This window comes from Halobellus ordinarius (assembly GCF_031823395.1).
Lineage (GTDB): Archaea > Halobacteriota > Halobacteria > Halobacteriales > Haloferacaceae > Haloquadratum > Haloquadratum ordinarius.
On the sequence record NZ_JAVQKJ010000008.1, the window covers coordinates 165,592 to 188,218 of the forward strand.

Sequence of the window (22,627 nt, forward strand, 5' to 3'; positions counted from 1 at the left end):
TATTCCGCAGCAATGGTTAGTACCCCCGTCGCAATCGTGCTCGCGGTCGTCGGGACCGCCGTCATCTGGAAGGGGAGCGGGCTCTTCGAGGGGGCGGCCGACCGCCTGAGCAGATACTACCGGCTGCCGGTGGCGGTCCACGGTGCCATCGTCGTCGCGGTCGGGTCGAGTTTCCCGGAGATCAGTTCTGTCGTCATCAGCACCGTCGTCCACGGGGAGTTCTCCCTCGGCGTCGGGGCTATCGTCGGAAGCGCGATCTTCAACCTCCTCGTCATCCCGGCGCTGTCTGCGCTCTCCAGTGAGACACTGGGAGCGACGCGCGACATCGTCCACAAGGACGCGCAGTTCTACATCATCAGCGTGCTGGTCCTGTTTATCGTGTTCGCACTCGGAGCGACCTACGTTCCCGGCGGGACCAACAGTGCAGCGATCCTGACGCCGACGCTGGCCGTGATTCCGCTTGCGACCTACGTGGTCTACGTCTTTCTCCATTATGCGGACGCGAGTGATCACGTCGGCAAGGGCGCGCCCGAGGTGAATCCGCGCCGAACCTGGGTGACGCTGCTCTTTGCCCTGGCGCTCATAAGCGTCGGCGTCGAAGGGCTCGTCCGCGCCGCGCTCTCGTTCGGCGAGACCTTCGGCACGCCCTCGTTTTTGTGGGGACTGACCGTCATCGCCGCGGCGACGAGTCTCCCGGACGCCCTCGTCAGCATCCGTGCGGCCCAGCAGGACGAGGACGTGACGAGCCTCACGAACGTGCTCGGGAGCAACACGTTCAACCTCCTCGTCGCCATCCCGCTCGGCATTCTGCTGGCGGGGTCGGCGACGATCGATTTCCGCGTGGCGATCCCGACGATGGGGTTTCTCACGCTTTCCTCGATCGTGTTCGTCGTCTTCGTCCGGACCGGGCTGGAACTCACCGATCGCGAGGCCTACGGCTTCCTGGCGCTATATGGGCTGTTCCTCCTCTGGATGACCCTCGAGACCGTCGGGGTGATCGAGACTGTCCGTGGGATCTGATCGCCCCGGTTGTGTCCGTGCTAATCCAGCACATACGCCACCCAGTTGTATTGTTCAATACTTGCAAAACTGTTTTATTACTGGCTTCCGTAGCGGGAGGTGATGAGCGAGTCACAATCCGACGAGACGCTCGACGAGATCAGAGAGCAGAAACGCCAAGAACTGGCGTCCGAACTGAACGATGGACCGAAAGCCGACGAGGAAGCCGAGGAGAACGTGGTACCCGCTGAACCGATCCACGTGAACGGCGCCGGCGAGTTCCAGGACGTCGTCTCGGAATACGACGTCGTGCTCGTCGACTTCCACGCGGAATGGTGTGGTCCGTGCAAGATGATCGAGCCGACGGTGAAGTCGCTCGCGGAGTCGACGGACGCCGCTGTCGCGAAGGTCGACATCGACGAAAATCAGGGACTCGCCCAGCAGTACCAGGTCCGTGGCGTGCCGACGCTCCTGCTCTTCAGTGGCGGCGACCCCGTCGAGCAGATCGTGGGTGTCAAAGACGAGTCGACGCTCCGCTCGTTGATCGACCAGTACCTCTAGGCCGGCGGCTTCGGCCAGCACTCGGGATCGCGGCTCCGGGACTAACCCCACCGACACCCGTTCTTATTGGTCAGCGCCTCGAACGACCGGTATGGCCGACCACGGCATCGACGGCGATCCGGCGGATCGGGTAGTGGAGGACGTCCACCGCGTCGCCGAGGACATCGGCACAATGGAGATTCGGGGCGCGGCGACGATCGCCGACGCTGCCGCGCGCGCACTCGGGACACAGGCCGAATCCAGCGCAGCCGAGACGCCCGCAGAATTCCGGGCGGAACTGCGCGCGGCCGCCCGCGTCCTCTACGACACCCGCCCGACAGCGGTGAGCCTCCCGAATGCGCTCCGATATGTCCTCCAGGACGTCGACGGCGACACGATCGGCCAGCTCCGGGCGAGCGTCCGCGCGAGCGTCTCGGAGTTCTGCGACCGACTCGACACCGCACAGAACGATCTGGGTCGCGTCGGGGCACACCGCCTCCGCGACGGCGACACGGTGATGACGCACTGTCACTCGACGGACGTCCTCGCCTGCGTCGAGACCGCCGTCGAACAGGGGAAGTCGCTGTCGGCGTTCGTCAAGGAGACCCGACCGCGGAACCAGGGTCACATCACCGCCGAAGCGCTCTCCGAGATGGGCGTCGACGTCACCCTTATCGTCGACTCGGCCGCCAGACGGTATCTCGACGACACCGATCACGTCCTCGTCGGCGCCGACAGCATCGCCGCCGACGGGTCGGTCATCAACAAGATCGGCACGAGCGGGCTCGCGGTCAACGCCCGCGATCGCGGGGTTCCGATCGTCTGTGCGGCCCAGACGATCAAACTCCACCCCGACACGCTCACCGGCCACATCGTCGACATCGAGATGCGCGACGAAACTGAAGTCGTCGACGAGGCGACCGCAGCAGAGATTGGTGACCTGACGGTCCTGAATCCGGCTTTCGACGTGACGCCGCCGCGATACGTCGACGCGATCGTCACCGAACGCGGCCAGTTCCCGCCGGAGAGCATCGTCACGCTGATGCGGGATCTGTTCGGGGAAGGAACGGACGAGCCCTGGCAGGAATCCTGACCGCACGCCGAAAGGGGAGGACGGCGGTCCCACCGTGTAGCCTGCCGGGCCACAGAAGAGTTTTACCCACAGGTCGGCGACTGCAGGGCGATGGCGACGCCCCCGCATCTCTCCCCGAAACTGGTCGTCGGGGTCGGCTCCCTCCTCCTCACGCTCCTCGCGACGTGGGCGACGACCCGGACGGCCGGGTATCCGACGCACCGTCCCCTCCGCTCGTGGCCGACGCGGTTGGCTACACGGCTCCGTCGTGAACTCCCGCGCGGCGACCACCTGACCGCCGCGTGGGCCGCGATCGCGCTCTGGTCAGTGCTCGTCACCGGGCTCCACTTCGGAGGGGTAATCTACAACGTCTACACCGTGCTCCCGTGGTGGGATCTGCTCACACACGCGATGGGCGGCCTCGGCGTCGCGGCGCTGCTCGGGTTTACCTTCCGCAGGCAGACGCTCCGCGCCCCGTTCTGGCTCGTCGCTGCCGTGCTCGCGATCGGCGCGGGCTTCGAGGTCTACGAGTTCCTCTTCAAGACCTTCTGGCACCACTGGTCGCTCGAATTCTACGTCGTCGACACGATCATCGATCTCGTCGTCAACACCGCCGGAGCGGCCGTTTTCGCGGCCGCCACAGCGGTTTATCGGAGTCGGGTCCGAGCCGACGCGGCCGAGGCAGTCGGCGACCCCGACCCAGAATCGGTTACCGACTCGGACTGAGGCTCGTACCGATGGCGTCCCTCCTCTCGTGGCGTCCCTCTACCGCGGTGTCTCCGTCCTCTACCGCGGCGTCTCCGCCCTCTACCGCGGTGTCTCCGTCCTCTACCGCGGCGTCTCCGTCCCCCACTCCGCGATCGCCGTTTGCAACGCCGGGCTCTCTTCGGCCTTCGCGTCGAGTGAGACTCCCGCCGCGTAGGCGTCTGCGGCCGCCCGGAGCGCTTTCGCCCCTGCGTGGGTGCCGCCGGGGTGGCCGTGGATCCCGCCGCCAGCCTGGACGCAGACGTTCGTCCCGGTCGCGTCGAGGAGGTCGGGAAGGAGGCCCGGGTGGAGGCCGCCGGAGGCGACCGGGAGGACGTCCCGGAGGCCATAGAGTTCCTTGCGAAGCCACGCGTTGATACCGACGGTGTCCTCGTTTGCGAGTTTCCCGAGGCCGACCGTCCCGGTGTGGAGCTGGTCGACGCCGACGAGTCGGGCGATCTGTGCGAGGACGCGCATCGAGACGCCGTGGTTCGGCAGGCGGTCGAACGCGGCGTGCATCGCGCGGTGAGCGTGGATCGCCAGTCCGAGTTCCGCACAGCGCTCGCGGACCGTTTGGACGGCCGCCCAGCCGGTCGTGATCACGTCGACCATCACGTACTCACAGCCCTCGGCGGCGACCTGATCGACGCGTTCGAGCATCTCGTTCGTGCCTGCAGTCACGTTGATGAGATACGACTTCGGCTCGCCGGTCTCCTCGGCGGCGCGGTCCCGCTGGGCGAGGCTCTCGATCAGGCGATCCTGGAAGGGGTTAAAGGCCTGATCGGTGAGGTTCTCGTCGTCCTTGAGCAGATCCACCCCGCCGGACCACGCCTCGTAGCCGACTTCCGCGTGCCGGTCGGTCGAGAGGCCGACCTTCGGCTTCGGCACCGTCGCGAGGATCGGCCGATCCTCGACGTCGAAGATCTCCGCCCGGACCGCCGACCCGAACTGCGGTCCCGGGAACGACGTTGCGAGCCCCTCGGGCCACTCGCAGTCGACCAGCCTGATGGTGTCGACGGCTTTCATCCCCATGATGTTGCCCGCGATACACGAGAGGATCTGGGGCATACTGCCCGGTTCGAACAGGCCCTCGGGGTACGCGACCCTGATCTCGGTAGTATCGGCGGCCGCACGGGGGTCCGCGGCGGTGATGTCCCTGCCGGTCCCGTCGCCTCCGGCCTCTATGTCGAAGGCCGTCGCTCCCATATCGGTGAACCCCTCACCGGTCGGCAGCGCCGCCCACGTCCCGTTCGAGGATTCGGAGGCGACCCGGGAGGCTGCCGCCTCGACGTCCATCCCCTCGGCGGGCACGATCCGGAACGTGCAGACGAGATCCGATGCCGCGGGCTCGTACGAGAGATCGATGAAGTCCTCGTATGTGATTCCAGTCATCTCCATTCGAACTCGCGGCCAGCGGGTATAAAATCCGCCGCCGGGTCCAGAGAGCGACCGCCTGTCGGACCCCGACTCATCGACGTGGCGGCTCCCCGTCCCCTCCCGGTGCCGCAGGGAGCTGCTCTCGGACCGTCCCGAAGACCTCGACGTCGACACCGAGCGTCCGCGCGACGGCGTCGCCCGCGCCGAGGAGCCACCGCGCGCGCTCGACGTGCGATTCGACGTCGCCGGGGCCGACGCGGTAGCGGTCGACGAGCGTCTCGATCGTCGCGCCCTCGCTCCACTCCACGAGCAGGCGGGCGAGTTTGACCGCACGGAGCCACGCCTCGAAGTCCTCGGCCTCGTCAGGAGCGGTCGTGAACTCGGCGGCGTGCTGCGAGGCGAACCGGTAGACCTCGGCGCGTTCGCGGTTCCCGAGGTACGTCCCGCGCATATCCGGGGTCGCACAGACGACACCCAGCGCCGTGAGCGCAGTGACGGTCTCCTCGGTCATCGACTCGATCGTTCGCGCTCCGGCCGCGAGTGCCGCACCCGTCTCCGGCCGGACGTACTGCCGGGAGACCGTCCCGCCGAGGTCGGTGGCGGTGAGCCCGTCACTATCCTCGCCGCCGTGCCTCTCGTCGACATCCCCCTCACGGCCGTGTCTCTCGTCGACGTCCCCCTCTCCGCCGTCTCTGTCGTCGACGTCGAGCAGTTCCATCGACGCCAGTTCGGCCGCGACGTCGTCGAGCAGCCCCGAGAGGTCGACGTCGGGCGACTGGTGGGCGAAGAACGTCGCATCGAGCAGCTCGAGGACGCCCGCTTTCGAGTCCGCAAAGCCCGAGGCGACGACCGAGAGGACGTGCGTCCGGAGCGCCTCCCGGGCTGTCAGTTGGGATTCGACGGCCTCCGGGCCGGCTTCGACGTACCGCTCCCGGAGGTCATCGGCGGTACGCTCGTCGCCCACGAGAATCGCCTCGCCGTAGGGGTCGAGGTGGGGCCGTCCGGCCCGGCCGCACATCTGGTGGACTTCGAGGACCGGGAGTTCCGCCATCTCCTCGCCGGTGTAGCGTTCGAGGTCCCGGACGACCACGCGGCGCGCGGGGACGTTGACGCCCGCCGCCAGCGTCGGGGTTGCACAGATCACCGCCAGGTTGCGCTCGCGGAACGCGGATTCGACGAGCGCGCGGTGATCGCTCCCGAGGCCGGCGTGGTGGAACGCGACACCGGCCTCGGCGGCGTCGGCCAGCCGATGGGCCGTCGACGTGCCGTCGACCGCGCGGACCGCGTCCGCAAGGGCGTCGCGGGCGTCTTTCGATCGGTCGCTTTCCGTCCTCTCCCCGCCAGCGAGGTCCTCCTCGGCGAGGCGGGCCGCCAGCGACTCCGCCTCGCGACGCGACCGGACGAACGCCAGCGACTGCCCGCCGTCGTCGACGGCGTCGGCGACGAGCGCCGCCGTGACTTCGGTGTCCATCTCCTCGTTTGGTCCCACGGGGCCAACGTCGACACCGAGCGTCGACCCATCGTCGAAGCGGACGCCGTCGCCGTCGTAGACGCCGGTCCGGAGGTCGACCGGCCGCCACGTCGACTCGACGAGTTCGGCGTCGAGCCACGCGGCGACGTCCTCGGGGTTCTCGACCGTCGCCGAGAGCGCGACGATCTGCACCCCGGGCGCGCGCCGCTGCAGCGTCGCCAGGGTGACTTCGAGCGTCGGACCACGGCGCTCCCGGCCCAGCAGGTGGACCTCGTCGACGACGACGCAGGCGAGGTCTTCCACCCACGAGGCGCCGTTCCGGATCGCGGAGTCGACTTTCTCGGCCGTCGCGACGACGATGTCCTCGTCGCCGAGTTCCTCCGCGGGCGAGTCGAAATCGCCCGTGGAGATGCCGACGCTCACACCGGGGAGTTCAGCGAAGGACTCGTACTTCTCCCGTGCGAGCGCGCGAAGCGGGACGACGTAGAGGGCGGGGCCCTCGGCCGTCAGCATCGCCAGTTCCGCGATCAACGTCTTCCCCGACGCCGTCGGGATGGCGGCGACGACGTTTGCCCCCGCTGTGACGCCCGCGTCGACGGCCGCGGCCTGCGGCGGATACAGTCCTTCGATGCCCGAGGCGCGGTAGTGTTCGCGGACGGCGGCGGAGACGGGGAGGTCCCGAACGTGCACATCCGTGGGTGGGACCGTCATCACATAAAAACTCGCGGCACCTTCGGGGTCGGGAAGTACGCGGTCCGGGTAGTCGTCTGCGCTGTGGATGGTGTGGCGACGACTCGCGTCCTACCGAGCGAACTGCTGTTCGAGCAGCGTCGTCAGCAGGTACGCACCGAGCCGCGAGGTGTTGTCCGTCGGATCGAGCGTGGGGGCGACCTCCATCAGATCGGCGGCACCGACAGCGTCGTGCGTGCCGAGCGTCTCCATCACCGAAAGCGCCTGGGAGGCGCTCAGCCCGCCCGGTTCGGGCGTCCCGGTGCCCGGCGCGACCGACGGCTCCACCGAGTCGATGTCGAACGTGACGTAGACCGCGTCGGTGTCGGCGGCGGCCGCATCGATCGCGTCCTCGACGACCGCGTCGATCCCGCGGTCCTCGACGTCGCGGATCGTGAAGAGCGAGAGCCCGCTGTCGTCGGCGAACTCGAAGAAGTCCGGGGACTCGTAGCCGCGGATGCCGACCTGCGAGACGTGCTCGTAGTCGGTGTGCGGCGACTCGGCGATGTGGTGCGTCGAGGAGCCGTGGAAGTGTTCGCCGTGGAGCGCGCTCTCGGCGACCGTGTCGGTGTGGGCGTCGATCTGGACCAAGCCGACGGTGTCGTGGCCGCTTCCCTCCGCGAACCCCCTGAACGCCGGGAACGTGCAGTAGTGATCGCCGCCGAGGAGGACCGGCATCACGTCCTGCGCGGCGACGGTGGCGACGTGTGCGGCGATGGAGTCGGCGGTCGTCTCCCGATCCATCGGGAAGACGGGGACGTCGCCGCAGTCGACCAGCTCGAGGGCGCCGAAATCGACCTGGTGGCCGGTCCGGATGTTCGTCAACCCGCCCTTGTAGCCCGAGAGGTACGCCAGCCACCCGCTGGCACGGCGGAGCGCACGGGGACCGTAGCGCGTGCCCGGCTGATTGCTGACCGCTCCGTCGTAGGGTGCCCCGAGGACGGCCACGTCGGCGCCGGCGACGTCCTCGACGTCCGCGATGTCCCGCTTTAGGAACGTCTCGAAGCCGGCGTACGGCAGTTCGACGGCGCTTCCGGGGGTCGAATCGCGAAAGGCCGTAGCCCGACTTCCCTGTGTTTCGTCTTTCATCTCAGGTACTCGCTTCGTCCCGGCTGGCTTCGATCGTTGTCCGGCAGCTCTCGACGCCGCACTCGAGTTGGTCGCGGGGGATGGTCAGCGGCGGCTGGAACCGCAGCACGGTCCTGTGGAACCCGCCGATACTGCGTCCCTGCTTGCGAATGTACCGTCCGGCCAGTTGTGATGAGTCTGCTTGTCGTGACATTGTATCTGGAACTCGTTTTCCACCGTTACCGGTGCCTTGTGCCGACCTGTTCAAAAATCTTGAGGTGAGAAATCCCCGCTACAGGGATTACTGTCGCCTGTATACGGATCCAGCAGTCAGCCGATCGTTATAGCTGAAAGACATCTTATACGGTAATCCGTTTCCGCTCCGGCGAGCAGTGTCGAGGGTTTTTAATCGGGCCTCCCCTGTATCGGAGTAACCGATGGCATCAGGGGGCGAACGGCGGCGATACGATCTGCTCCGTCTCATCGACGAGAACGAACCGATCGGGAGCATCCGGCTCGTCGATCTGATGCAACAGCGGGGCTACTCGATCAAAGACCGGACGATTCGGCTTTTGCTCTCGGAGCTCGACGACCAGAACCTGACGGAGAAGGTCTCCGGGAAGGGACGACGGTTGACGCCCCAGGGCCGACGGGAACTGAAACGGGGAGACGTCAGCGGGCGGCTCGAACAGATCCGCGAGCGCATCGCCACGCTGACCAGCGAGGTGACGTACGATCCCGCGGAGGACGGGGGAGAAGTCGTCGCCGGCGCCGGCCGCGTGCCGGCAGCGCGCGTCGATGAGGCCTTCGACCTGCTGACTGCGCTTCACGAATCCGAAGTGGGCCCGGTCCCCGTCTCGGTCGTCGAACGCGGTCGCACCGTCAAGCTCGCGGTTCCGTCGAGCATCACGATCGACGGCGTGTTGCTCTCCCGCGGCATCAATGCACGGCTCGTGACCGCGGGACTCGTGGAGTACGACGGGGAGATCACCCGCTACATCGACGCCATCAGCGGCGAGGGATCGACGATGGACGTGGTGCGGTTGCTCGTCCAGGCCGATCGCACCGACGTGGACGGAATCCTGCACGACTGCGAGGGCGTCTTGATCGTCGACAGCCGGGAGTTCCCGCTTACTCGCTTCGACGAGGCGCAGGACCTCTCGACGGCGACGCGCGACCGGATCGGTGGGGTGTTGTCGTTCCGCCGTCCCCGCGAATCCGGGCAGGTCCCGGCCGGAACGCAGGGCTGGGAGTTCGCTTCCTGCACCTACGGCGGCGTCGGCGAGATGGCGTTCGCGCTGCTGCACGAACACGGCCTGCTCTCGGAGTGGGACTCCCTCGACGGCCTGCGACCCCGGAGCGCGTTCGAGGCAGCGCCCGCTCTCCGCGAGCGGTTGTGATCACCACAGCAGAAAGGGGAAACGAGACGATCGGGGCGGCGAGGCAAACTCTCCTGCGTTCAGGCGCCGACGACGATCCCGAGGATGATCGCCGCGAAGAACGCGGCCCACATCCCCAACGAGCGCAGGGTCACCGATCTGTCCTCCAGTTCGACCGGCCCGTCTCTGGCGGTATCCTTGTCGCTGTCGAAGCCCTGGGTGACGAACCAGTAGAGGACGAGCGTACCGAAGAGCGCCTCCGCGGCCCAAAACAGCACGATCATCCCAGTGAAGAGGCCTTTGCTCATCATTGGTCGTCACCTCCGTCGACGCCGCCGTCGGTGACGACGGCCGACCCCTCCTGTGCGATAGACTCGAAACGGAAGTCGTCCGGTGATGCCGCACTGATGAGCAGGGTGAGCCCCGTCGAGACGAGGTGGCCGACGGCCATGATCTCCCAGAGCTTGAGCGTCGGGCTGGTGACGACGACGTCGTAACTGGCTGCAAGCAGGAACGCCGTCACGAGCTGGGAGACGATCACACCGGTGACAAAGCCCGTCTGGGAGGCCTTCGTCCAGAACAGCGACAGTGCGAAGGGACCGACCAGCGCCGACGCGCCGATGCCGCCGATCAAGAGCAACTGGACGAAGCTGACCGAGCCGAGCGCGAACACCGTCGCCGCGAAGATGACGGCCGCAAAGCCGATCGAGGCACCGCGAGCGACTCTGAGTTGCTGGTCGTCGGAGGCATCCGTGTTGAGGTGGCGGTAGTAGATGTCACGCGAGGTGAGACTCGCGATCGCGGTCAGATACGAGTCGACCGACGACCCGAGCACCATGAGCGCAACGAGCAGGAAGATGATCGCTGCCCAGTCGGGCAGGAGCCCGAGCGCTTCGATCGAGAGGTTGCCCGGGGCCACGTCGGTGAACGCCGCGAGCCCGACGAAGCCGATGACGGAGTACATCGCTATCGTGGTGAACACGCCGATCCCGCCGATAGTGAGGAACCGGGAGGTCTTGTCCCGGCGGACCGCGAACACTCGCTGCCACGTCGCCAGCGAGACCACGCCCCAGACGCCCAAACCGAGCGCGTAGGGGAGGAACAGCCCCTCGATGGCGTTGAAGTTCGCCATCGAGAGGAACTGCGCCGACTGCTCGCCGAGGTTCGTCACCATCCCCTCGTACACCTGTCCCGGACCGCCAGCCTCCACCAGGAGGAGTGGCACAAAGACAAGCGTCAACACGAGTGCGCTGACGAACTGGACGAAGTCGGTCGTCATCGAGCCCCACAGCCCGCCGAGCAGGATGTAGATCCCGATGACGCCCATCAGGATCGCCATCACGATGTTGGGATCGATGCCGGTCAGACCGCCGATGACGCTTCCCCCGACGAACAGCTGGATCACCCCGCCGAGCACCATCGTGTAGAGGATGACCAGGATCACCGCGAGGTGCGCCCACTTCCCGAATCGCTCGATGAAGTACTCGCTGTACGTCAGCCCCTGCGGGAACAGTTTCCGCATCCGCAGGGCGAAGGGAATGACAACGAACGACGACAGGACCGCGGGCGCGGCGTACATCCAGATCCCCGCGACGCCGGTGATCCCGACGTACTGGGGAACCCCGAGGATGTCCCCGGCCCACATCCAGGTGACCGCAAAAGAGGCTGTCGTCAATCCGAGCTGTGCGCGCCCCCCAGCGGTGATGAACTCCTCGGTGTCGGTGACTGACTGCCGCTGGTAGATGTAGTAACTCAAGGCGATCATCGCGATCCCCCACGCCGCCAGCAGGGCACCGCCCGTGAGCTGTGTTACCACGCTCCGTCACCTCGCGCTGCGCGCTGGCCGTCCGTCCGCCGCCGATGGTGGTAATACATTACCATATCAAAAGATGCAAAGTTTAACCAGGTATATAAATATTGTGGAAGTGAGTGACATGGCTTACGTACCCGCGGCACGAACCCCGCTACGATGGCTACCGATCTGACCCATCCGATCGAGACGGGAATGCAAACCTACCCAGGCGACCCTGACGTGACGGTCCGCGACTACGCCTCCCACGAGGCCGACGGGTACCGCGTGTCGGCGGTCGAACTCGGCAGCCACACCGGCACTCACATCGACGCGCCCGCGCACGTGCTTCCGGACGGAAAGATCCTCGAAGCGTACGATATCGATCAGTTCGTCTTCGACGCAGTCCGGGTTGACTGCCGCGATCTCGGCCCGCGTGAGCCCGTCCCACCGGAGCGAGTCCCCGACGAGGAGGCCGACTGTCTGGTCCTGTGGACCGGGTGGGACGATCACTGGGGAACCGATCGATACCTCGATCACCCGTATCTGTCACCTGCGGCCGCAGCGGTCTGTGTCGAGCGCGGGCTCGCTGTCGCGTCCGATACGCTGAATCCGGATCCGACGCCGACCGAGGCAGCGTCCGCCGACGAACCGGACGGGCTCCCGGCCCATCAGACGCTGCTCGATGCGGACTGTCTGATAATCGAGAATCTGACTGGACTCGACGCAGTCACAGACCGCTTCGAGTTGCGGGCGTATCCGCTGGCCCTCGGCGGCGACGGTGCCCCGATCCGCGCGGTCGGCGTCGTCTGAATCCCGGAACTAGTATGCCACCTTGGAATCTCCATTCGATTGGGCACTCTCAGACAATAGAGATCGCTTCTCTCACTCGTTTTGCGCCGCAAAAAGTGCGAACAGAGGGTTCGACCTGATCGCGCTTCTCAGATGTAGTCGTGTTCCGCCAGCCGATCGACCGCTTCCCGGAGTCGTTCCTCGCTCGCGGCGTAGGAGATCCGCGCGTAGCCGGGCGAGCCGAACGCCGAGCCAGGGACGGTGGCGACGTGGGCGTCCTCGATGGCGCCGGCGCACCACTCCTGGTCGTCTGCTCGCGGCTCGTCGCCGCTCGCACTTTCCGAGGCGCTCCGCGCCTCGCTGTCGTCCGCGACGGGCAGCATCATGTAGAACGCGCCGTCGCCGACCGGGACGTCGACGCCGTGCTCCGCGAAGAGCTCCGCGAGCATATCGCGGCGCTCGCGGAACGCGTCGCGCATCTCCACGACCGCCTCGTCGGTGTTCTCCAAGGCTTCGAGGCCGGCGTGCTGGACGAAGTTCACGGCGCAGGACACCGAATGCGAGTGCAGTTTCGCCGCCTGAGAGATCAGCGACTCGGGAGCGTGGAGGTAGCCGAGCCGCCAGCCGGTCATCGAGTACGCCTTCGAGAAGCCGTTGATCGTGATCGTGCGGTCGCTCATCCCCTCCAGGCTGCCGAGACTCGTCGGCTCGACGCCGTAGGTGATCTGCTGATAGATCTCGTCGGAGATAACGGTGATGTCGTGTTCGACCGCGAGGTCGCGGACACCCTCCAGCGCCGCGTCCGAGTAGACCGCGCCCGTCGGATTCGACGGCGAGTTGACGACCAGAAGCTTCGTGTCGTCGGAAACCGCCGCCGCGAGGTCGTCGAGCGCCGGTTCCAGCTGGAAGTCGTACGGCGCCAGATCGACGCGGTTCAGCGATCCCCCCGAGAGCTTCGCCATCGCCTCGTAGGAGACCCACGCGGGATCGAGCAGGACGACTTCGTCGCCAGCGCGGGACGACGTCCCGCGGGCTGACGAGCCCTGCTCGTCAACGCCGTCGATCAGGGTCTGGAACGTCTCGAACAGCGCCTGTTTGCCGCCGGGCGTGACGATGACCTCCTCGCTCGTTGCGTCGAGGCCGTCATCTCGGAGCTTCGCCGCGATCGATTCCCGGAGTTCCGGGATGCCGTTCGAGGACGTGTAGCCCGTGTGTCCGGCGTCCATCGCTTCCTGGCCGGCCGCGACGATGTTCTCCGGCGTCGGGAAGTCCGGCTCCCCGACCGAGAGGTCGACGACGTCGACGCCCTCCGCTTCCAGTTCGCTCGCCTTGTTGCTGATTGCCAGCGTCGCGCTCGGTTCCACCCGTTCGACGCGGGCTGCGAAGTCGAAACTCATGCCAACGTCTCCACCATATCGACCGCGGCGTTTACCGCTTCCGCACCTTTCTCGATCCGCTCCCGCGCCTCGGCCCCGCTCTGGCCGGGGCCGGAGACGCCGAAGGTGACCGGCACGTCGCGATCGAGGCTGATCTCCGTCAGCGACTGCGCGGTCGCGTCCGCGATGACCCGGTCGTGGTCGGTGTCCCCGGTGATGACGGCGCCCACGACGGCCACCGCGTCGATGTCGTCCCGTCGCGCGAGTCGATCGGCCGCCAGCGGCGAGTCGTACACGCCGGGGACCGACAGTTCAGCACCGACCGCCGCGTCCCGTTCTTCGGCCGCTTCCCTGGCGGCTGTCGCCATTCGCTCGGTGACCGACGCGTTGAACTCGGCCACCACCAGTCCGAGAGTTACCATACTCCGGCGCTCGCCCGGCGGTCTCATAATGATTGCTTTCGTCGCTTCCCGCCGAGCGCCGCCCGTTGACGACGCTCGGCGATAGCCAGTGAGAGTACTCAGTATCAAAGGGAAACCGGCACGTGCTCGCCCCTGCTCGGATCTCTCGCCTGAAAACCGCGATTCGAGCGGGGAAACTCAAATAGTCGGATTCGCAAACACAAGAGTTGTAATGGCGTGGTTGATCAGAGGGTTGTAATGAGCCCTGACGAGGGCCCGTCCGACACCTCCGAGATGCCCTCCACCGACAGTCACGACGGCGACGATCCGACCGACGAGCCAGTCCCGGCGCCGGAGAACCCGGCTGCTCCCGACAAAGACGTCGGTAACGACGAATACACCGATACCGACCCGCCCGGACGCGACGCCCCGTGGTGGCGATCGCTCTCTGCAGACCGGTATGTGCTTCTCGGTGTCGGCGTCGCCACAGTCGTCGCGCTCGCGCTCCGGCTTTTCGCACTCGGCGGCCGGATCTTCCACTGGGACGAGGGCCGCGTCGGCTACTGGATCCTCCGGTACCACGAAACCGGGGTTCACTCCTACCGACCGATCGTCCACGGGCCGTTCCTCCCCATCGTCAACGACTGGCTGTTCGCCCTGATGCCGGTCTCAGACTTCGCTGCGCGGCTTCCCGTGGCGGTCGTCGGCGGCCTGCTCCCGCTCGCGGCGTGGCTCTTCCGCGAGCGCCTCCGCCGGACCGAAGTCGTCGCGCTCGCGGCGCTTCTCGCGCTGAATCCGCTCGCCGTCTACTACTCCCGGTTTATGCGCAACGACGTTCTCGTGGCGGCCTTCGCGGTGTTCGCGCTCGGCTTCGTCGTCCGCGGGTTCGACACCGGACGGCTCCGGTATGCGTTCCCGGCGGCCGCCTCGCTCGGTCTCTCCTTTACGACGAAGGAGAACGCGATCCTCTACGTCCTCTGTTTCCTCGGCGCGGGCGCGCTGCTCGCCGACCATCGGTTGCTCGCTGCGCGGGCCCGCGGGGAATCCGCGGGCGCTGTCGTCGGTGGCTGGTGGACGGCCGTCGTCGACCGCTTGCTCGCCCACGGCGATACTTCCCGCTCCTCACTCGGGCGCGTCCTCGGCACGGCGGTGGGAGCACTCGCGCTGTTTCTCGGTGTCGTGCTCTTCTTTTATGCCCCGCGTCCGGACCTGTGGCAGGCCTTCACTGCGCCCGGACAGATTCCCCAGGTCGTCGACGCCGGCACAGTCGGCGCAGCAGAGAAGTTCTTCGACACCTGGGGCGACGGGGGCCATCAGGACCACCCGTACCTGCCGTTCCTGCAGGACCTGGCTGAAACGCTCGTCTACGGCGCGCCCGCACTCATCGCGTTCGGCCTCCTCGGCGTCGTCATCGACCGATACGGCGTCCGCGGGACGGGGCCGCGGGAGTTCGTCACCTTCGCGACCTACTGGGCGGTCGCGTCGCTCTTCGGGTATCCGATCGCGACCGACATCCAGGCGCCCTGGGCCGCAGTCCACGTCGTGGTTCCGCTGGCGATTCCGGCCGCCGTCGGCCTCGCGTTCGTGATCGACTCCGGCCGCGAGTCGCTGGCCGCGCGCGATGCAGTGAGCGTCGGCCTCGCGGCGCTCGTGGTGCTCGCGGCTCTGAGCGGGGCGGCCGCGGCCAACGCCGCGTACTTCAATTCGGCGGACGAGGCGGACAAGCAGGTACTGCAGTGGGCCCAACCCGAAAATTCCCTGAAGCCGACGGTGCAGATCGTCGGCGAGGTCGCTGCCGACAACGACGACGGCCCGGACGTGCTGTTCGTCGGCTCACGGCCGCCCGGGAGCGACGGCGAGGTGTTCTACGTCCGCAACGAGTCGTCGCTGCGGACCGCGCCGCCGGGCGGCCCCGCGTGGCACGATCGCCTCCCGCTGCCGTGGTATCTGGAACGGTACGGCGCCGAGGTCACCAGTTCGCCGCCCGACGCGACGAAGACGGAGGCGCTTTCGGATCCGCCGCCGGTCGTGATCGCGAAGGGCTACGACCGGAGCGAGGTCGCCGCGGAACTGACAGGCTACACCGCCTTCGAGCACAAGTTCCGGCTCTGGAACGACGACGTCGTGGTCTTCATCGACGACGAGCGGCTGCAGCGGGTCGCTCCGGAGCGGGTCGGCGGAGCGGACGCCGACGCCCCGGAGTGATGCCCCGGAGTAGCTGGTGGGTCTCACACGCCAAGACGACAATCAGACTCCTCGCGTCGACTCCGCTGTGAGTTCCGCATCGTTCGGCAAGGTTTATTCGATATCCTGCGGTACCGTCGCTCGTGCCCGTCACCGTACCCGGACCAACGCTCGGCGTCGTCGGCGGCGGACAGCTCGGTCGGATGCTCGCCGAGGCGGCCGCGCCGCTCGGCGTCGAGGTCGTCGTCCTCGATCCGACTCCGGACTGCCCCGCCTCGCCGGTCGCCCGCGAGCAGATCGTCGGCGAGTTCGACGACCCCGAGGCGTTCCGCGAACTCGCCGAGCGCGTCGACGCCCTGACCTTCGAGATCGAACTCGCGGACGCGGACCTGCTGGACCGGGTCGCCACGGAGTACGGCCTCTCGGTCAACCCCGCGCCGTCGACGCTGGAGACGATCGAGGACAAACTGATCCAGAAGCGCACGCTGCGGGAGGCGGGCGTCCCCGTTCCGCCGTTCCGGCAGGTCGACGACGCCGACGATCTCCGCGCGGCGCTCGAAGAGTTCGATGCGGTGATGCTGAAGGCCCGGACCGGCGGCTACGACGGCCGCGGGAACGTGCCGGTTTCGGACCCCGACAACGCAGAGGCGGCGATGGACGCGGTCGGCGGCCCGGCGATGGCCGAGACGTTCGTCGACTTCGCGCGGGAGCTGTCCGTGATCGCTATCCAGGGTGACGGCGAGGTGCGGACCTTCCCCGCGGGCGAGAACGTCCACGAGGAGGAGATCCTCCGGGAGACGATCCTCCCAGCGCGGACGAGTGACGACGTGCTCGAACGCGCCGAGACGGTTGCCCGCGACGTGCTGTCGACGCTCTCGGGCCGCGGCGTGTTCGGGATCGAACTGTTCGAGACGACCGACGGGGAGATCCTCGTCAACGAGATTGCCCCCCGACCACACAACTCAGGACACTGGACGATCGAGGGCGCGCGCACGTCACAGTTCGAACAGCACGTCCGCGCCGTGCTCGGGTGGCCGCTCGGGTCGACTCGCCTGCGGTGTCCGACGGTGATGTCGAACGTCCTCGGTACTGTCGAGGAACCGCGCCCGGCCCGCCTCGGGAACGTCGACGCCGTTTTCGAAGATGGCGATGCCTCCCTGCACTGGTACGGCAAAGACGAGGTCCGACCGCTGCGGAAGATGGGACACGTGACAGTCACCGGTGACGGGACGGCGGAGGCGGGGGCAGCCGAGCGCGACGGGATCGACGACCTTCTCGCGAACGCGAGAGATATCAGGCGGGCGCTCACGTTCGAGTCAGGCGGGCGCTCACGTTCGAGTCAGTAATCCAGGACTGAACTCGCGGGCTTCCGCCTTGTTTATTTGTGGATGGGTGATGCTCCCGCGCGAGTGAACCCTGAGGGAACTCCCGCTGCGAACCGAACATAACAACACCGTCCGAGAGTGAATCCACACAGGACCCAGCAATGACAGAGTACACGCCCGACGGCGACGCAGACGTGACGGTACAGGATCTGATCGACCGGCTGCACGCGGAGGCCGACGCCGACGCCGACCCGGCGACGACGCCCGACGTGGGGATCATTATGGGGTCGGACTCCGACCTCGACGTGATGGCCGGCGCCCACGAGGCCCTCGATCGCCTCGGCTTCGCGGAGCAGACCGACTTCTCCGCGTCGCCCGACGCGCGCTTCACGTACGAGACGTACGTCGTCTCCGCGCACCGGACCCCGGAGCTGATGTACGCCTACGGCGAGACGGCGGCCGCGCGCGGCCTCGACGTCGTGATCGCGGGCGCCGGCGGGAAATCCGCCGACCTGCCGAATATGACCGCGTCGATCGCCTACCCCGTGCCGGTGATCGGCGTGCCCGTCCAGGAGAAATCGGTCGACTCGGTCATCGGGATGCCGACCGGCGCGCCGATCGTGGCCGTCGACGCCGGCAAATCGTTCAACGCCGCGCTGTCGGCCGCGCAGATCCTCGCGCGCGAGCACGAGGAAATACGGGAGCGGCTGGTCGAGTACCACGACTCACTCGTCGGCGGGGTCGCCCGCGACTCCCGGGACCTCCACGACCTCGGCGTCGACGCCTACCGCGAGCGGCGGAACGAGGAGTAGCCGCCGACGGATTCACAACCGTGTAGAATTTCGCCATTCGAGGCGGCAAATGTCACTGAACCGGGTAGCGACGGCCCGACACCGCCGCCTGCATCGCGAGCGGACCCCGGTGTATAAATCAACGCTTATGGGGGGGCGCTTCTAACCACTCGAACGTCAGGGAGACTACGGAATGAGTGAATGGATCGCAATCGGGGCCCTCGGGCTCGTCGCCGTCGGAATCCCGCTGGGGATGATGGCCGTCTCGGCGATACTCCGCCCGTCGGTACCCGAACAAGGTAAACGCGCCACCTACGAGAGCGGTGAGGTACCGACCGGCACGGCGCGCGTCCAGTTCAACATCCAGTACTACATGGTCGCGCTGCTGTTCGTCGTGTTCGACGTCGAAACCGTTCTCATCTTCCCGTGGGCCGTCATCTACCGGCCCGCATTAGACCAGGGTGTCGCCCTCTCGACGGTGTTGCTGCCGATGCTCGTATTCGTCGGCGTGCTCGTCGTCGGACTGGTCTGGGCGTGGCGCAACGGCGCAGTCAAGTGGGTCAAAAGCCCGCTGGCGAACCGCCGAAAGACGGAGAGAAACGCATGAGCAGCCAACAGGACAGACCATTCGTTACGGACGACACACAGGTACAGACCGAGACGCGCGACGCCCGGATGACGGGCGGCGGCGCGGACAACCGGTTCAACTCGAAGCTTCGGGAGGCGTTCGGCTCCTCGCCGTTCATCCTCACGAAGTTCGACCAGTTCATGAACTGGGTCCGCGGCTCGTCGATGTTTATGCTGCAGTTCGGGATCGCCTGCTGCAGCATCGAGATGATGCACACCTACTCGGTGAAACACGATCTCGACCGCTTCGCGGCCGGGGTCCCCCGCGCGTCGCCGCGACAGGCGGACGTCATCATCGTCCCGGGCACGATCGTCTCGAAGTTCGCCCCGCGGATGAAGCGGGTCTACGACCAGATGCCCGAGCCGAAGTTCGTCGTCGGGATGGGTTCGTGTACGATCTCGGGCGGCCCCTTCCAGGAGGGGTACAACGTCATCAAGGGCGCCGAGGAGGTCATCCCCGTGGACATCCACGTCCCGGGCTGTCCCCCGCGCCCCGAGGCGCTCATCTACGGCGTCGCGAAACTGCAGCAGCGCATCGCCGAGGGCGAGTCCAGCCCGGTGACGGTCAAGCCGTACGAACTCGAACAGTTCGACGACCTCGAACAGGACGAGATCGTCGAGCAACTGGCCGACCAGATCGACGAGGAGGATCTGGTGATGCGGTACAACTGGGCTGATTCGCCATGAGCACGCTAAGACGTTCCTGCTCGCCAGACGGCTGCGCGGGCTGCGACTTATCTGCTAACGCTCGACACCGGAGGTGTCTCGCGTGAGTTTGGAGGAACCGACACCCGACGAGGGCGCCGTCGAGGTCCTTCCGACGACGGGCGACGAGATCGAAGAACTGCTGGGCGATCTCGTCGTCGACCGCGAGGAACACGTCAACGCGCCGGGCTTCGTGATCCGCCCCGATACGGTCCAGGAGACGCTCCGTCGCCTGCGCGACGAGGCCGGCTTCGACCACCTCTCGTCTGTCACCGCCGAGGAGCGTGAGGACCGCTACGAGTCGATCTACCATCTCACGAGCTTCGACGACCGACAGCGAGAGGTCAGCGTCGTCGTCCCGACGACGAAGGACGAACCGGTCAGCGAGTCCGCCGAACCGGTCTTCCGGACGGCCGACTGGCACGAGCGGGAAGCGTACGATCTCATCGGCATCGACTACGACGAGCACCCGGACCTGCGCCGGATTCTCCTACCGGACACCTGGCAGGGCCACCCGCTCTCGCAGAACTACGATCAGGATCGTCCGCAGATCGTCACGCTCAAAGAGTGGGAGAACCCCCTCGCCGACGATCACCGCGAGGAGGAGGGCGACACGATGTATATCAACATCGGGCCGCACCACCCCGCCACGCACGGCGTCCTCCACGTCAAGACGGTGCTCGACGGCGAGCAGGTCGCGGACGTCGACCCCGACATCGGCTACCTCCACCGCTGTGAGGAGCAGATGTGCCAGACCAAGACCTACCGGCACCAGATTATGCCGTACCCCGACCGGTGGGACTACGCCTCGTCGGGGCTCCTCAACGAGTGGGCCTACGCCCGCGCGGCGGAGGATCTCAACGACATCGACGTCCCCGAGTACGCCCAGATCATCCGGACGCTGGGCGCGGAGTTCTGTCGGATCGCCTCGCACATGCTCGCGGTCGGCACGTTCGCCCTCGACGTCTACGGCGACTTCACCGCGATCTTTATGTACGCGATGCGGGACCGCGAGAAGGTCCAGAACGTCCTCGAAGAGCTCACCGGCCAGCGGATGATGTTCAACTACTTCCGGCTGGGCGGCGTCGTGTGGGATCTACCCGAACCCCGCGAGGACTTCTTCGAGATGATCCGGGACTTCCTGGAGGACCTCCCGGAGGCCTTAGAGGAGTACCACGACCTCATCACCGGAAACGAGATCCTGCAGGCCCGGACGATCGACACGGGCGTGCTCCCGCCGGAAGTCGCGAAGTCCTACGGCGCGACAGGGCCGGTCGCCCGCGGTTCTGGCATCGACTACGACCTGCGCCGCGACGACCCCTACGGCTACTACGACGAACTGGAGTGGGACGTCGTCACCGAAGACGGCTGCGACAACTTCAGCCGCCTGCTCGTCCGCCTCCGGGAGGTCGAGGAGTCCGCGAAGATCATCGAGCAGTGTGTCGACCTGCTCGAAGACTGGCCCGAAGACGAGCGGACGATCCAGTCGAACGTCCCGCGGACGCTGCGCCCGGACGACGACAAAGAGATCTACCGGGCCGTCGAGGCCGCGAAGGGCGAACTCGGCATCTACATCCGCGCGGACGGCACCGAGAAACCGGGGCGGTTCAAGATCCGCAGCCCGTGTTTCTCGAACCTGCAGACGCTGCCGGAGATGTCCGCCGGGGAGTATATCCCTGATATGGTCGCGTCGCTCGGCAGCCTCGACATCGTCCTCGGCGAGGTGGATCGCTGATGGGGCCGCTGCAGTCACAGGTGCTCCTGCCGGAGCGGATCGCCGGCCTGCTCGGACTCTCCGGGACGGTCGGCCAGATCGTCGGCGGGCTGATCGGCGCGTTCATCATCGCCAACCTCCTCTTGGTCCAGACGGCCGTCGCCGGCCCGTGGGCCAAACGGAAGATCACCGCGTCGTTTACCGACCGGATCGCGGTCAACCGGGTCGGGCCGTTCGGCCTGCTCGTGATCGTCGCCGACGCCGTCCGCCTGCTCTCGAAGGAACTCGTGATCCCCGAGGGCGTCGACCGGCCGGCGTACGACCTCGGCCCGCTTCTGGTGCCGTTTTCGGCGCTGCTCGGCTTCGCGGTCATCCCGATGGGTAGCGGCATCCATCTGGCCGATCCCGAGACGGGGCTCGTCTTCGCGTTCGCCGCGTCGTCGATCGCCTCGCTCGGTCTGGTGATGATGGGCTACGCCTCGAACAACAAGTACTCGCTGCTCGGCGGCCTCCGGGCGATCGCCTCGAACATCGCCTACGAGATCCCGCTCGTCGTCACGGGCGCGTCGGTGATCATCTTCACCGGCTCCCTGCAGATGAGCGAGATCGTCGCCCAGCAGACCGAGCCGCTCTTGACGGTCGCCGGCGTTGCGATCCCGCAGTGGTTCGCGTTCGTCAACCCCTTCGCCTTTGCGCTGTTCGTGGTTGCGAACCTCGCGGAGGTCGGTCGCAACCCCTTCGACGTGCCCGAGGCACCGACCGAGATCGTCGCCGGATACCAGACCGAGTACTCCTCGGTGTACTTCGTTTTAATCTACCTCGGGGAGTTCATCCACATCTTCCTCGGCGGCGCGCTCGCGGCGACGCTGTTCCTCGGCGGCCCGGCCGGGCCGGTCCTGCCGGGCTTCGTCTGGTTCACGATCAAGATCTGGGCGTTCTACCTGTTCACCCAGTGGGCGCGCTCTGCGGTGCCGCGGCTCCGCGTCGACCAGTTCCTCGACGTCGGCTGGAAGGGGATGCTCGTGCTCTCCTTCGCGAACCTGGTGCTCACGGCCGTAATCGTGGGAGTGATAGCATGATCGGCGTACTCAAATCGATGGCGACGACGATGAAACACGCACTGGACGGGGAGACGTTCACGGTGGAGTATCCGGACGTCGCACCCGAAGTCAGCCCCCGGTTCCGCGGGGTGCACAAGTTCAGTCAGGAGCGCTGCATCTGGTGTCGTCAGTGCGAGAACGTCTGTCCGAACGACACGATCCAGATCGTCCAGGACGACCAGCGCAACGGCGAGCAGTACAACCTCCACATCGGGCAGTGCATCTACTGCCGGCTGTGTGAGGAGGTCTGCCCCGTCGACGCCATCCTGCTGACGCAGAACTTCGAGTTCGTCGCCGACACGAAGGACGACTTCGTGTACAACAAAGAACAGTTGAAGAACGTCCCGTGGTACAAGGACATCGACCCGCTCAACTCCCGGGAACCGGACCGCGACGCGTGGATCGGCGAGGGAGAGGGCGAAGTAGATTACCAGTGAGGTGAGA

Annotated in this window: 22 protein-coding genes; 14 read left to right on the forward strand and 8 right to left on the reverse strand. The window is 66.7% G+C overall.

Translation table 11 applies throughout. The annotated features are described in order from the left end of the window. The first annotated feature begins 12 nt into the window (after positions 1 to 12). From RJT48_RS13315 to RJT48_RS13330, 4 genes are all read left to right on the forward strand, one after another. Positions 13 to 1,020, forward strand: a complete 1,008-nt coding sequence (locus RJT48_RS13315) for a sodium:calcium antiporter (RefSeq protein ID WP_311172807.1) — start codon at positions 13 to 15, stop codon at positions 1,018 to 1,020. Between the two features lie 102 nt (positions 1,021 to 1,122). After that, positions 1,123 to 1,560: a thioredoxin gene (gene trxA / locus RJT48_RS13320; protein WP_311172808.1), complete on the forward strand. Its 438-nt coding sequence runs from the start codon at positions 1,123 to 1,125 to the stop codon at positions 1,558 to 1,560. A gap of 91 nt (positions 1,561 to 1,651) precedes the next feature. Continuing rightward, positions 1,652 to 2,632 carry a ribose 1,5-bisphosphate isomerase gene (locus tag RJT48_RS13325; protein ID WP_311172809.1) on the forward strand — a complete coding sequence of 327 codons (981 nt, stop codon included), beginning with the start codon at positions 1,652 to 1,654 and terminating at the stop codon, positions 2,630 to 2,632. A 90-nt stretch (positions 2,633 to 2,722) separates the two neighbouring features. After that, positions 2,723 to 3,337 carry a DUF2238 domain-containing protein gene (locus RJT48_RS13330; RefSeq protein WP_311172810.1) on the forward strand — a complete coding sequence of 205 codons (615 nt, stop codon included), beginning with the start codon at positions 2,723 to 2,725 and terminating at the stop codon, positions 3,335 to 3,337. 102 nt (positions 3,338 to 3,439) lie between these two features. On the opposite strand, the gene rbcL is transcribed toward RJT48_RS13330, so the two are convergent. The 4 genes from rbcL to RJT48_RS13350 form a co-directional block, all read right to left on the reverse strand. Further along, the gene (gene rbcL / locus RJT48_RS13335) at positions 3,440 to 4,747 is read right to left on the reverse strand and encodes a type III ribulose-bisphosphate carboxylase (RefSeq protein ID WP_311172811.1); all 1,308 of its coding nucleotides are present in this window, start codon (positions 4,745 to 4,747) and stop codon (positions 3,440 to 3,442) included. Between the two features lie 76 nt (positions 4,748 to 4,823). Beyond that, a complete protein-coding gene (locus RJT48_RS13340; RefSeq protein WP_311172940.1) occupies positions 4,824 to 6,893 on the reverse strand; it encodes a DEAD/DEAH box helicase in 2,070 nt (689 codons plus the stop codon). Positions 6,894 to 7,004: 111 nt separating this feature from the next. Continuing rightward, positions 7,005 to 8,021 carry an agmatinase family protein gene (locus RJT48_RS13345; protein WP_311172812.1) on the reverse strand — a complete coding sequence of 339 codons (1,017 nt, stop codon included), beginning with the start codon at positions 8,019 to 8,021 and terminating at the stop codon, positions 7,005 to 7,007. Position 8,022: 1 nt separating this feature from the next. Continuing rightward, positions 8,023 to 8,214 carry a hypothetical protein gene (locus tag RJT48_RS13350; RefSeq protein ID WP_311172813.1) on the reverse strand — a complete coding sequence of 64 codons (192 nt, stop codon included), beginning with the start codon at positions 8,212 to 8,214 and terminating at the stop codon, positions 8,023 to 8,025. Between the two features lie 223 nt (positions 8,215 to 8,437). On the opposite strand from RJT48_RS13350, the gene RJT48_RS13355 reads away from it, so the two are divergent. Next, complete coding sequence (locus RJT48_RS13355) at positions 8,438 to 9,400, forward strand: NrpR regulatory domain-containing protein (protein WP_311172814.1); 963 nt, start codon at positions 8,438 to 8,440, stop codon at positions 9,398 to 9,400. A gap of 59 nt (positions 9,401 to 9,459) precedes the next feature. Here RJT48_RS13355 and RJT48_RS13360 read toward each other — a convergent pair whose 3' ends face one another. Beyond that, positions 9,460 to 9,687 (reverse strand): hypothetical protein, encoded by a 228-nt coding sequence (locus RJT48_RS13360; protein WP_311172815.1) that lies wholly within the window; start codon positions 9,685 to 9,687, stop codon positions 9,460 to 9,462. Further along, on the reverse strand, positions 9,687 to 11,195 hold the full coding sequence (locus RJT48_RS13365; protein ID WP_311172816.1) for a sodium:solute symporter family transporter: 1,509 nt from the start codon (positions 11,193 to 11,195) through the stop codon (positions 9,687 to 9,689). Before RJT48_RS13365 ends, RJT48_RS13360 begins: the two co-directional genes overlap by 1 nt. A gap of 153 nt (positions 11,196 to 11,348) precedes the next feature. On the opposite strand from RJT48_RS13365, the gene RJT48_RS13370 reads away from it, so the two are divergent. Then, on the forward strand, positions 11,349 to 11,981 hold the full coding sequence (locus RJT48_RS13370; RefSeq protein ID WP_311172817.1) for a cyclase family protein: 633 nt from the start codon (positions 11,349 to 11,351) through the stop codon (positions 11,979 to 11,981). Positions 11,982 to 12,109: 128 nt separating this feature from the next. On the opposite strand, the gene RJT48_RS13375 is transcribed toward RJT48_RS13370, so the two are convergent. Both RJT48_RS13375 and ribH read right to left on the reverse strand, forming a co-directional pair. Continuing rightward, on the reverse strand, positions 12,110 to 13,357 hold the full coding sequence (locus tag RJT48_RS13375; RefSeq protein ID WP_311172818.1) for a pyridoxal phosphate-dependent aminotransferase: 1,248 nt from the start codon (positions 13,355 to 13,357) through the stop codon (positions 12,110 to 12,112). Then, positions 13,354 to 13,758, reverse strand: a complete 405-nt coding sequence (ribH, locus tag RJT48_RS13380) for a 6,7-dimethyl-8-ribityllumazine synthase (protein ID WP_311172819.1) — start codon at positions 13,756 to 13,758, stop codon at positions 13,354 to 13,356. The genes RJT48_RS13375 and ribH overlap by 4 nt, the downstream gene beginning before the upstream one ends. Positions 13,759 to 13,995: 237 nt before the next feature. Here ribH and RJT48_RS13385 point away from each other — a divergent pair, with 237 nt between their 5' ends. The 8 genes from RJT48_RS13385 (at position 13,996) to RJT48_RS13420 (ending at position 22,620) form a co-directional block, all read left to right on the forward strand. After that, positions 13,996 to 15,942, forward strand: a complete 1,947-nt coding sequence (locus tag RJT48_RS13385) for a flippase activity-associated protein Agl23 (RefSeq protein ID WP_311172820.1) — start codon at positions 13,996 to 13,998, stop codon at positions 15,940 to 15,942. 122 nt (positions 15,943 to 16,064) lie between these two features. Then, complete coding sequence (locus tag RJT48_RS13390; RefSeq protein ID WP_311172822.1) at positions 16,065 to 17,267, forward strand: 5-(carboxyamino)imidazole ribonucleotide synthase; 1,203 nt, start codon at positions 16,065 to 16,067, stop codon at positions 17,265 to 17,267. A gap of 140 nt (positions 17,268 to 17,407) precedes the next feature. Next, positions 17,408 to 18,058 (forward strand): 5-(carboxyamino)imidazole ribonucleotide mutase, encoded by a 651-nt coding sequence (gene purE / locus RJT48_RS13395; protein WP_311172823.1) that lies wholly within the window; start codon positions 17,408 to 17,410, stop codon positions 18,056 to 18,058. A 172-nt stretch (positions 18,059 to 18,230) separates the two neighbouring features. Beyond that, entirely contained in the window at positions 18,231 to 18,644 is a 414-nt protein-coding gene (locus RJT48_RS13400; RefSeq protein ID WP_311172824.1) for an NADH-quinone oxidoreductase subunit A, read from the forward strand. Continuing rightward, on the forward strand, positions 18,641 to 19,351 hold the full coding sequence (locus RJT48_RS13405) for an NADH-quinone oxidoreductase subunit B (protein ID WP_311172825.1): 711 nt from the start codon (positions 18,641 to 18,643) through the stop codon (positions 19,349 to 19,351). The genes RJT48_RS13400 and RJT48_RS13405 overlap by 4 nt, the downstream gene beginning before the upstream one ends. An 82-nt stretch (positions 19,352 to 19,433) precedes the next feature. Further along, entirely contained in the window at positions 19,434 to 21,104 is a 1,671-nt protein-coding gene (locus tag RJT48_RS13410; RefSeq protein ID WP_311172826.1) for an NADH-quinone oxidoreductase subunit D, read from the forward strand. After that, on the forward strand, positions 21,104 to 22,162 hold the full coding sequence (locus RJT48_RS13415; protein WP_311172827.1) for a complex I subunit 1/NuoH family protein: 1,059 nt from the start codon (positions 21,104 to 21,106) through the stop codon (positions 22,160 to 22,162). The genes RJT48_RS13410 and RJT48_RS13415 overlap by 1 nt, the downstream gene beginning before the upstream one ends. Further along, positions 22,159 to 22,620, forward strand: coding sequence for a NuoI/complex I 23 kDa subunit family protein (locus RJT48_RS13420; RefSeq protein ID WP_311172829.1), 462 nt, complete (start codon positions 22,159 to 22,161; stop codon positions 22,618 to 22,620). The genes RJT48_RS13415 and RJT48_RS13420 overlap by 4 nt, the downstream gene beginning before the upstream one ends. The last annotated feature ends 7 nt before the right edge of the window (positions 22,621 to 22,627 follow it).

Bases quoted from the DNA above. Each gene is read 5' to 3' on its own strand.
- RJT48_RS13330 (WP_311172810.1), top strand. From the start codon at position 2,723: ATGGCGACGCCCCCGCATCTCTCCCCGAAACTGGTCGTCGGGGTCGGC.
- RJT48_RS13325 (WP_311172809.1), top strand. From the start codon at position 1,652: ATGGCCGACCACGGCATCGACGGCGATCCGGCGGATCGGGTAGTGGAG.
- RJT48_RS13405 (WP_311172825.1), top strand. From the start codon at position 18,641: ATGAGCAGCCAACAGGACAGACCATTCGTTACGGACGACACACAGGTA.
- rbcL (WP_311172811.1), bottom strand. From the start codon at position 4,747: ATGACTGGAATCACATACGAGGACTTCATCGATCTCTCGTACGAGCCC.
- RJT48_RS13370 (WP_311172817.1), top strand. From the start codon at position 11,349: ATGGCTACCGATCTGACCCATCCGATCGAGACGGGAATGCAAACCTAC.
- RJT48_RS13400 (WP_311172824.1), top strand. From the start codon at position 18,231: ATGAGTGAATGGATCGCAATCGGGGCCCTCGGGCTCGTCGCCGTCGGA.
- RJT48_RS13355 (WP_311172814.1), top strand. From the start codon at position 8,438: ATGGCATCAGGGGGCGAACGGCGGCGATACGATCTGCTCCGTCTCATC.
- RJT48_RS13345 (WP_311172812.1), bottom strand. From the start codon at position 8,021: ATGAAAGACGAAACACAGGGAAGTCGGGCTACGGCCTTTCGCGATTCG.
- RJT48_RS13350 (WP_311172813.1), bottom strand. From the start codon at position 8,214: ATGTCACGACAAGCAGACTCATCACAACTGGCCGGACGGTACATTCGC.
- RJT48_RS13375 (WP_311172818.1), bottom strand. From the start codon at position 13,357: ATGAGTTTCGACTTCGCAGCCCGCGTCGAACGGGTGGAACCGAGCGCG.
- RJT48_RS13420 (WP_311172829.1), top strand. From the start codon at position 22,159: ATGATCGGCGTACTCAAATCGATGGCGACGACGATGAAACACGCACTG.
- RJT48_RS13315 (WP_311172807.1), top strand. From the start codon at position 13: ATGGTTAGTACCCCCGTCGCAATCGTGCTCGCGGTCGTCGGGACCGCC.
- RJT48_RS13360 (WP_311172815.1), bottom strand. From the start codon at position 9,687: ATGAGCAAAGGCCTCTTCACTGGGATGATCGTGCTGTTTTGGGCCGCG.
- trxA (WP_311172808.1), top strand. From the start codon at position 1,123: ATGAGCGAGTCACAATCCGACGAGACGCTCGACGAGATCAGAGAGCAG.
- ribH (WP_311172819.1), bottom strand. From the start codon at position 13,758: ATGGTAACTCTCGGACTGGTGGTGGCCGAGTTCAACGCGTCGGTCACC.
- RJT48_RS13415 (WP_311172827.1), top strand. From the start codon at position 21,104: ATGGGGCCGCTGCAGTCACAGGTGCTCCTGCCGGAGCGGATCGCCGGC.
- RJT48_RS13385 (WP_311172820.1), top strand. From the start codon at position 13,996: ATGAGCCCTGACGAGGGCCCGTCCGACACCTCCGAGATGCCCTCCACC.
- purE (WP_311172823.1), top strand. From the start codon at position 17,408: ATGACAGAGTACACGCCCGACGGCGACGCAGACGTGACGGTACAGGAT.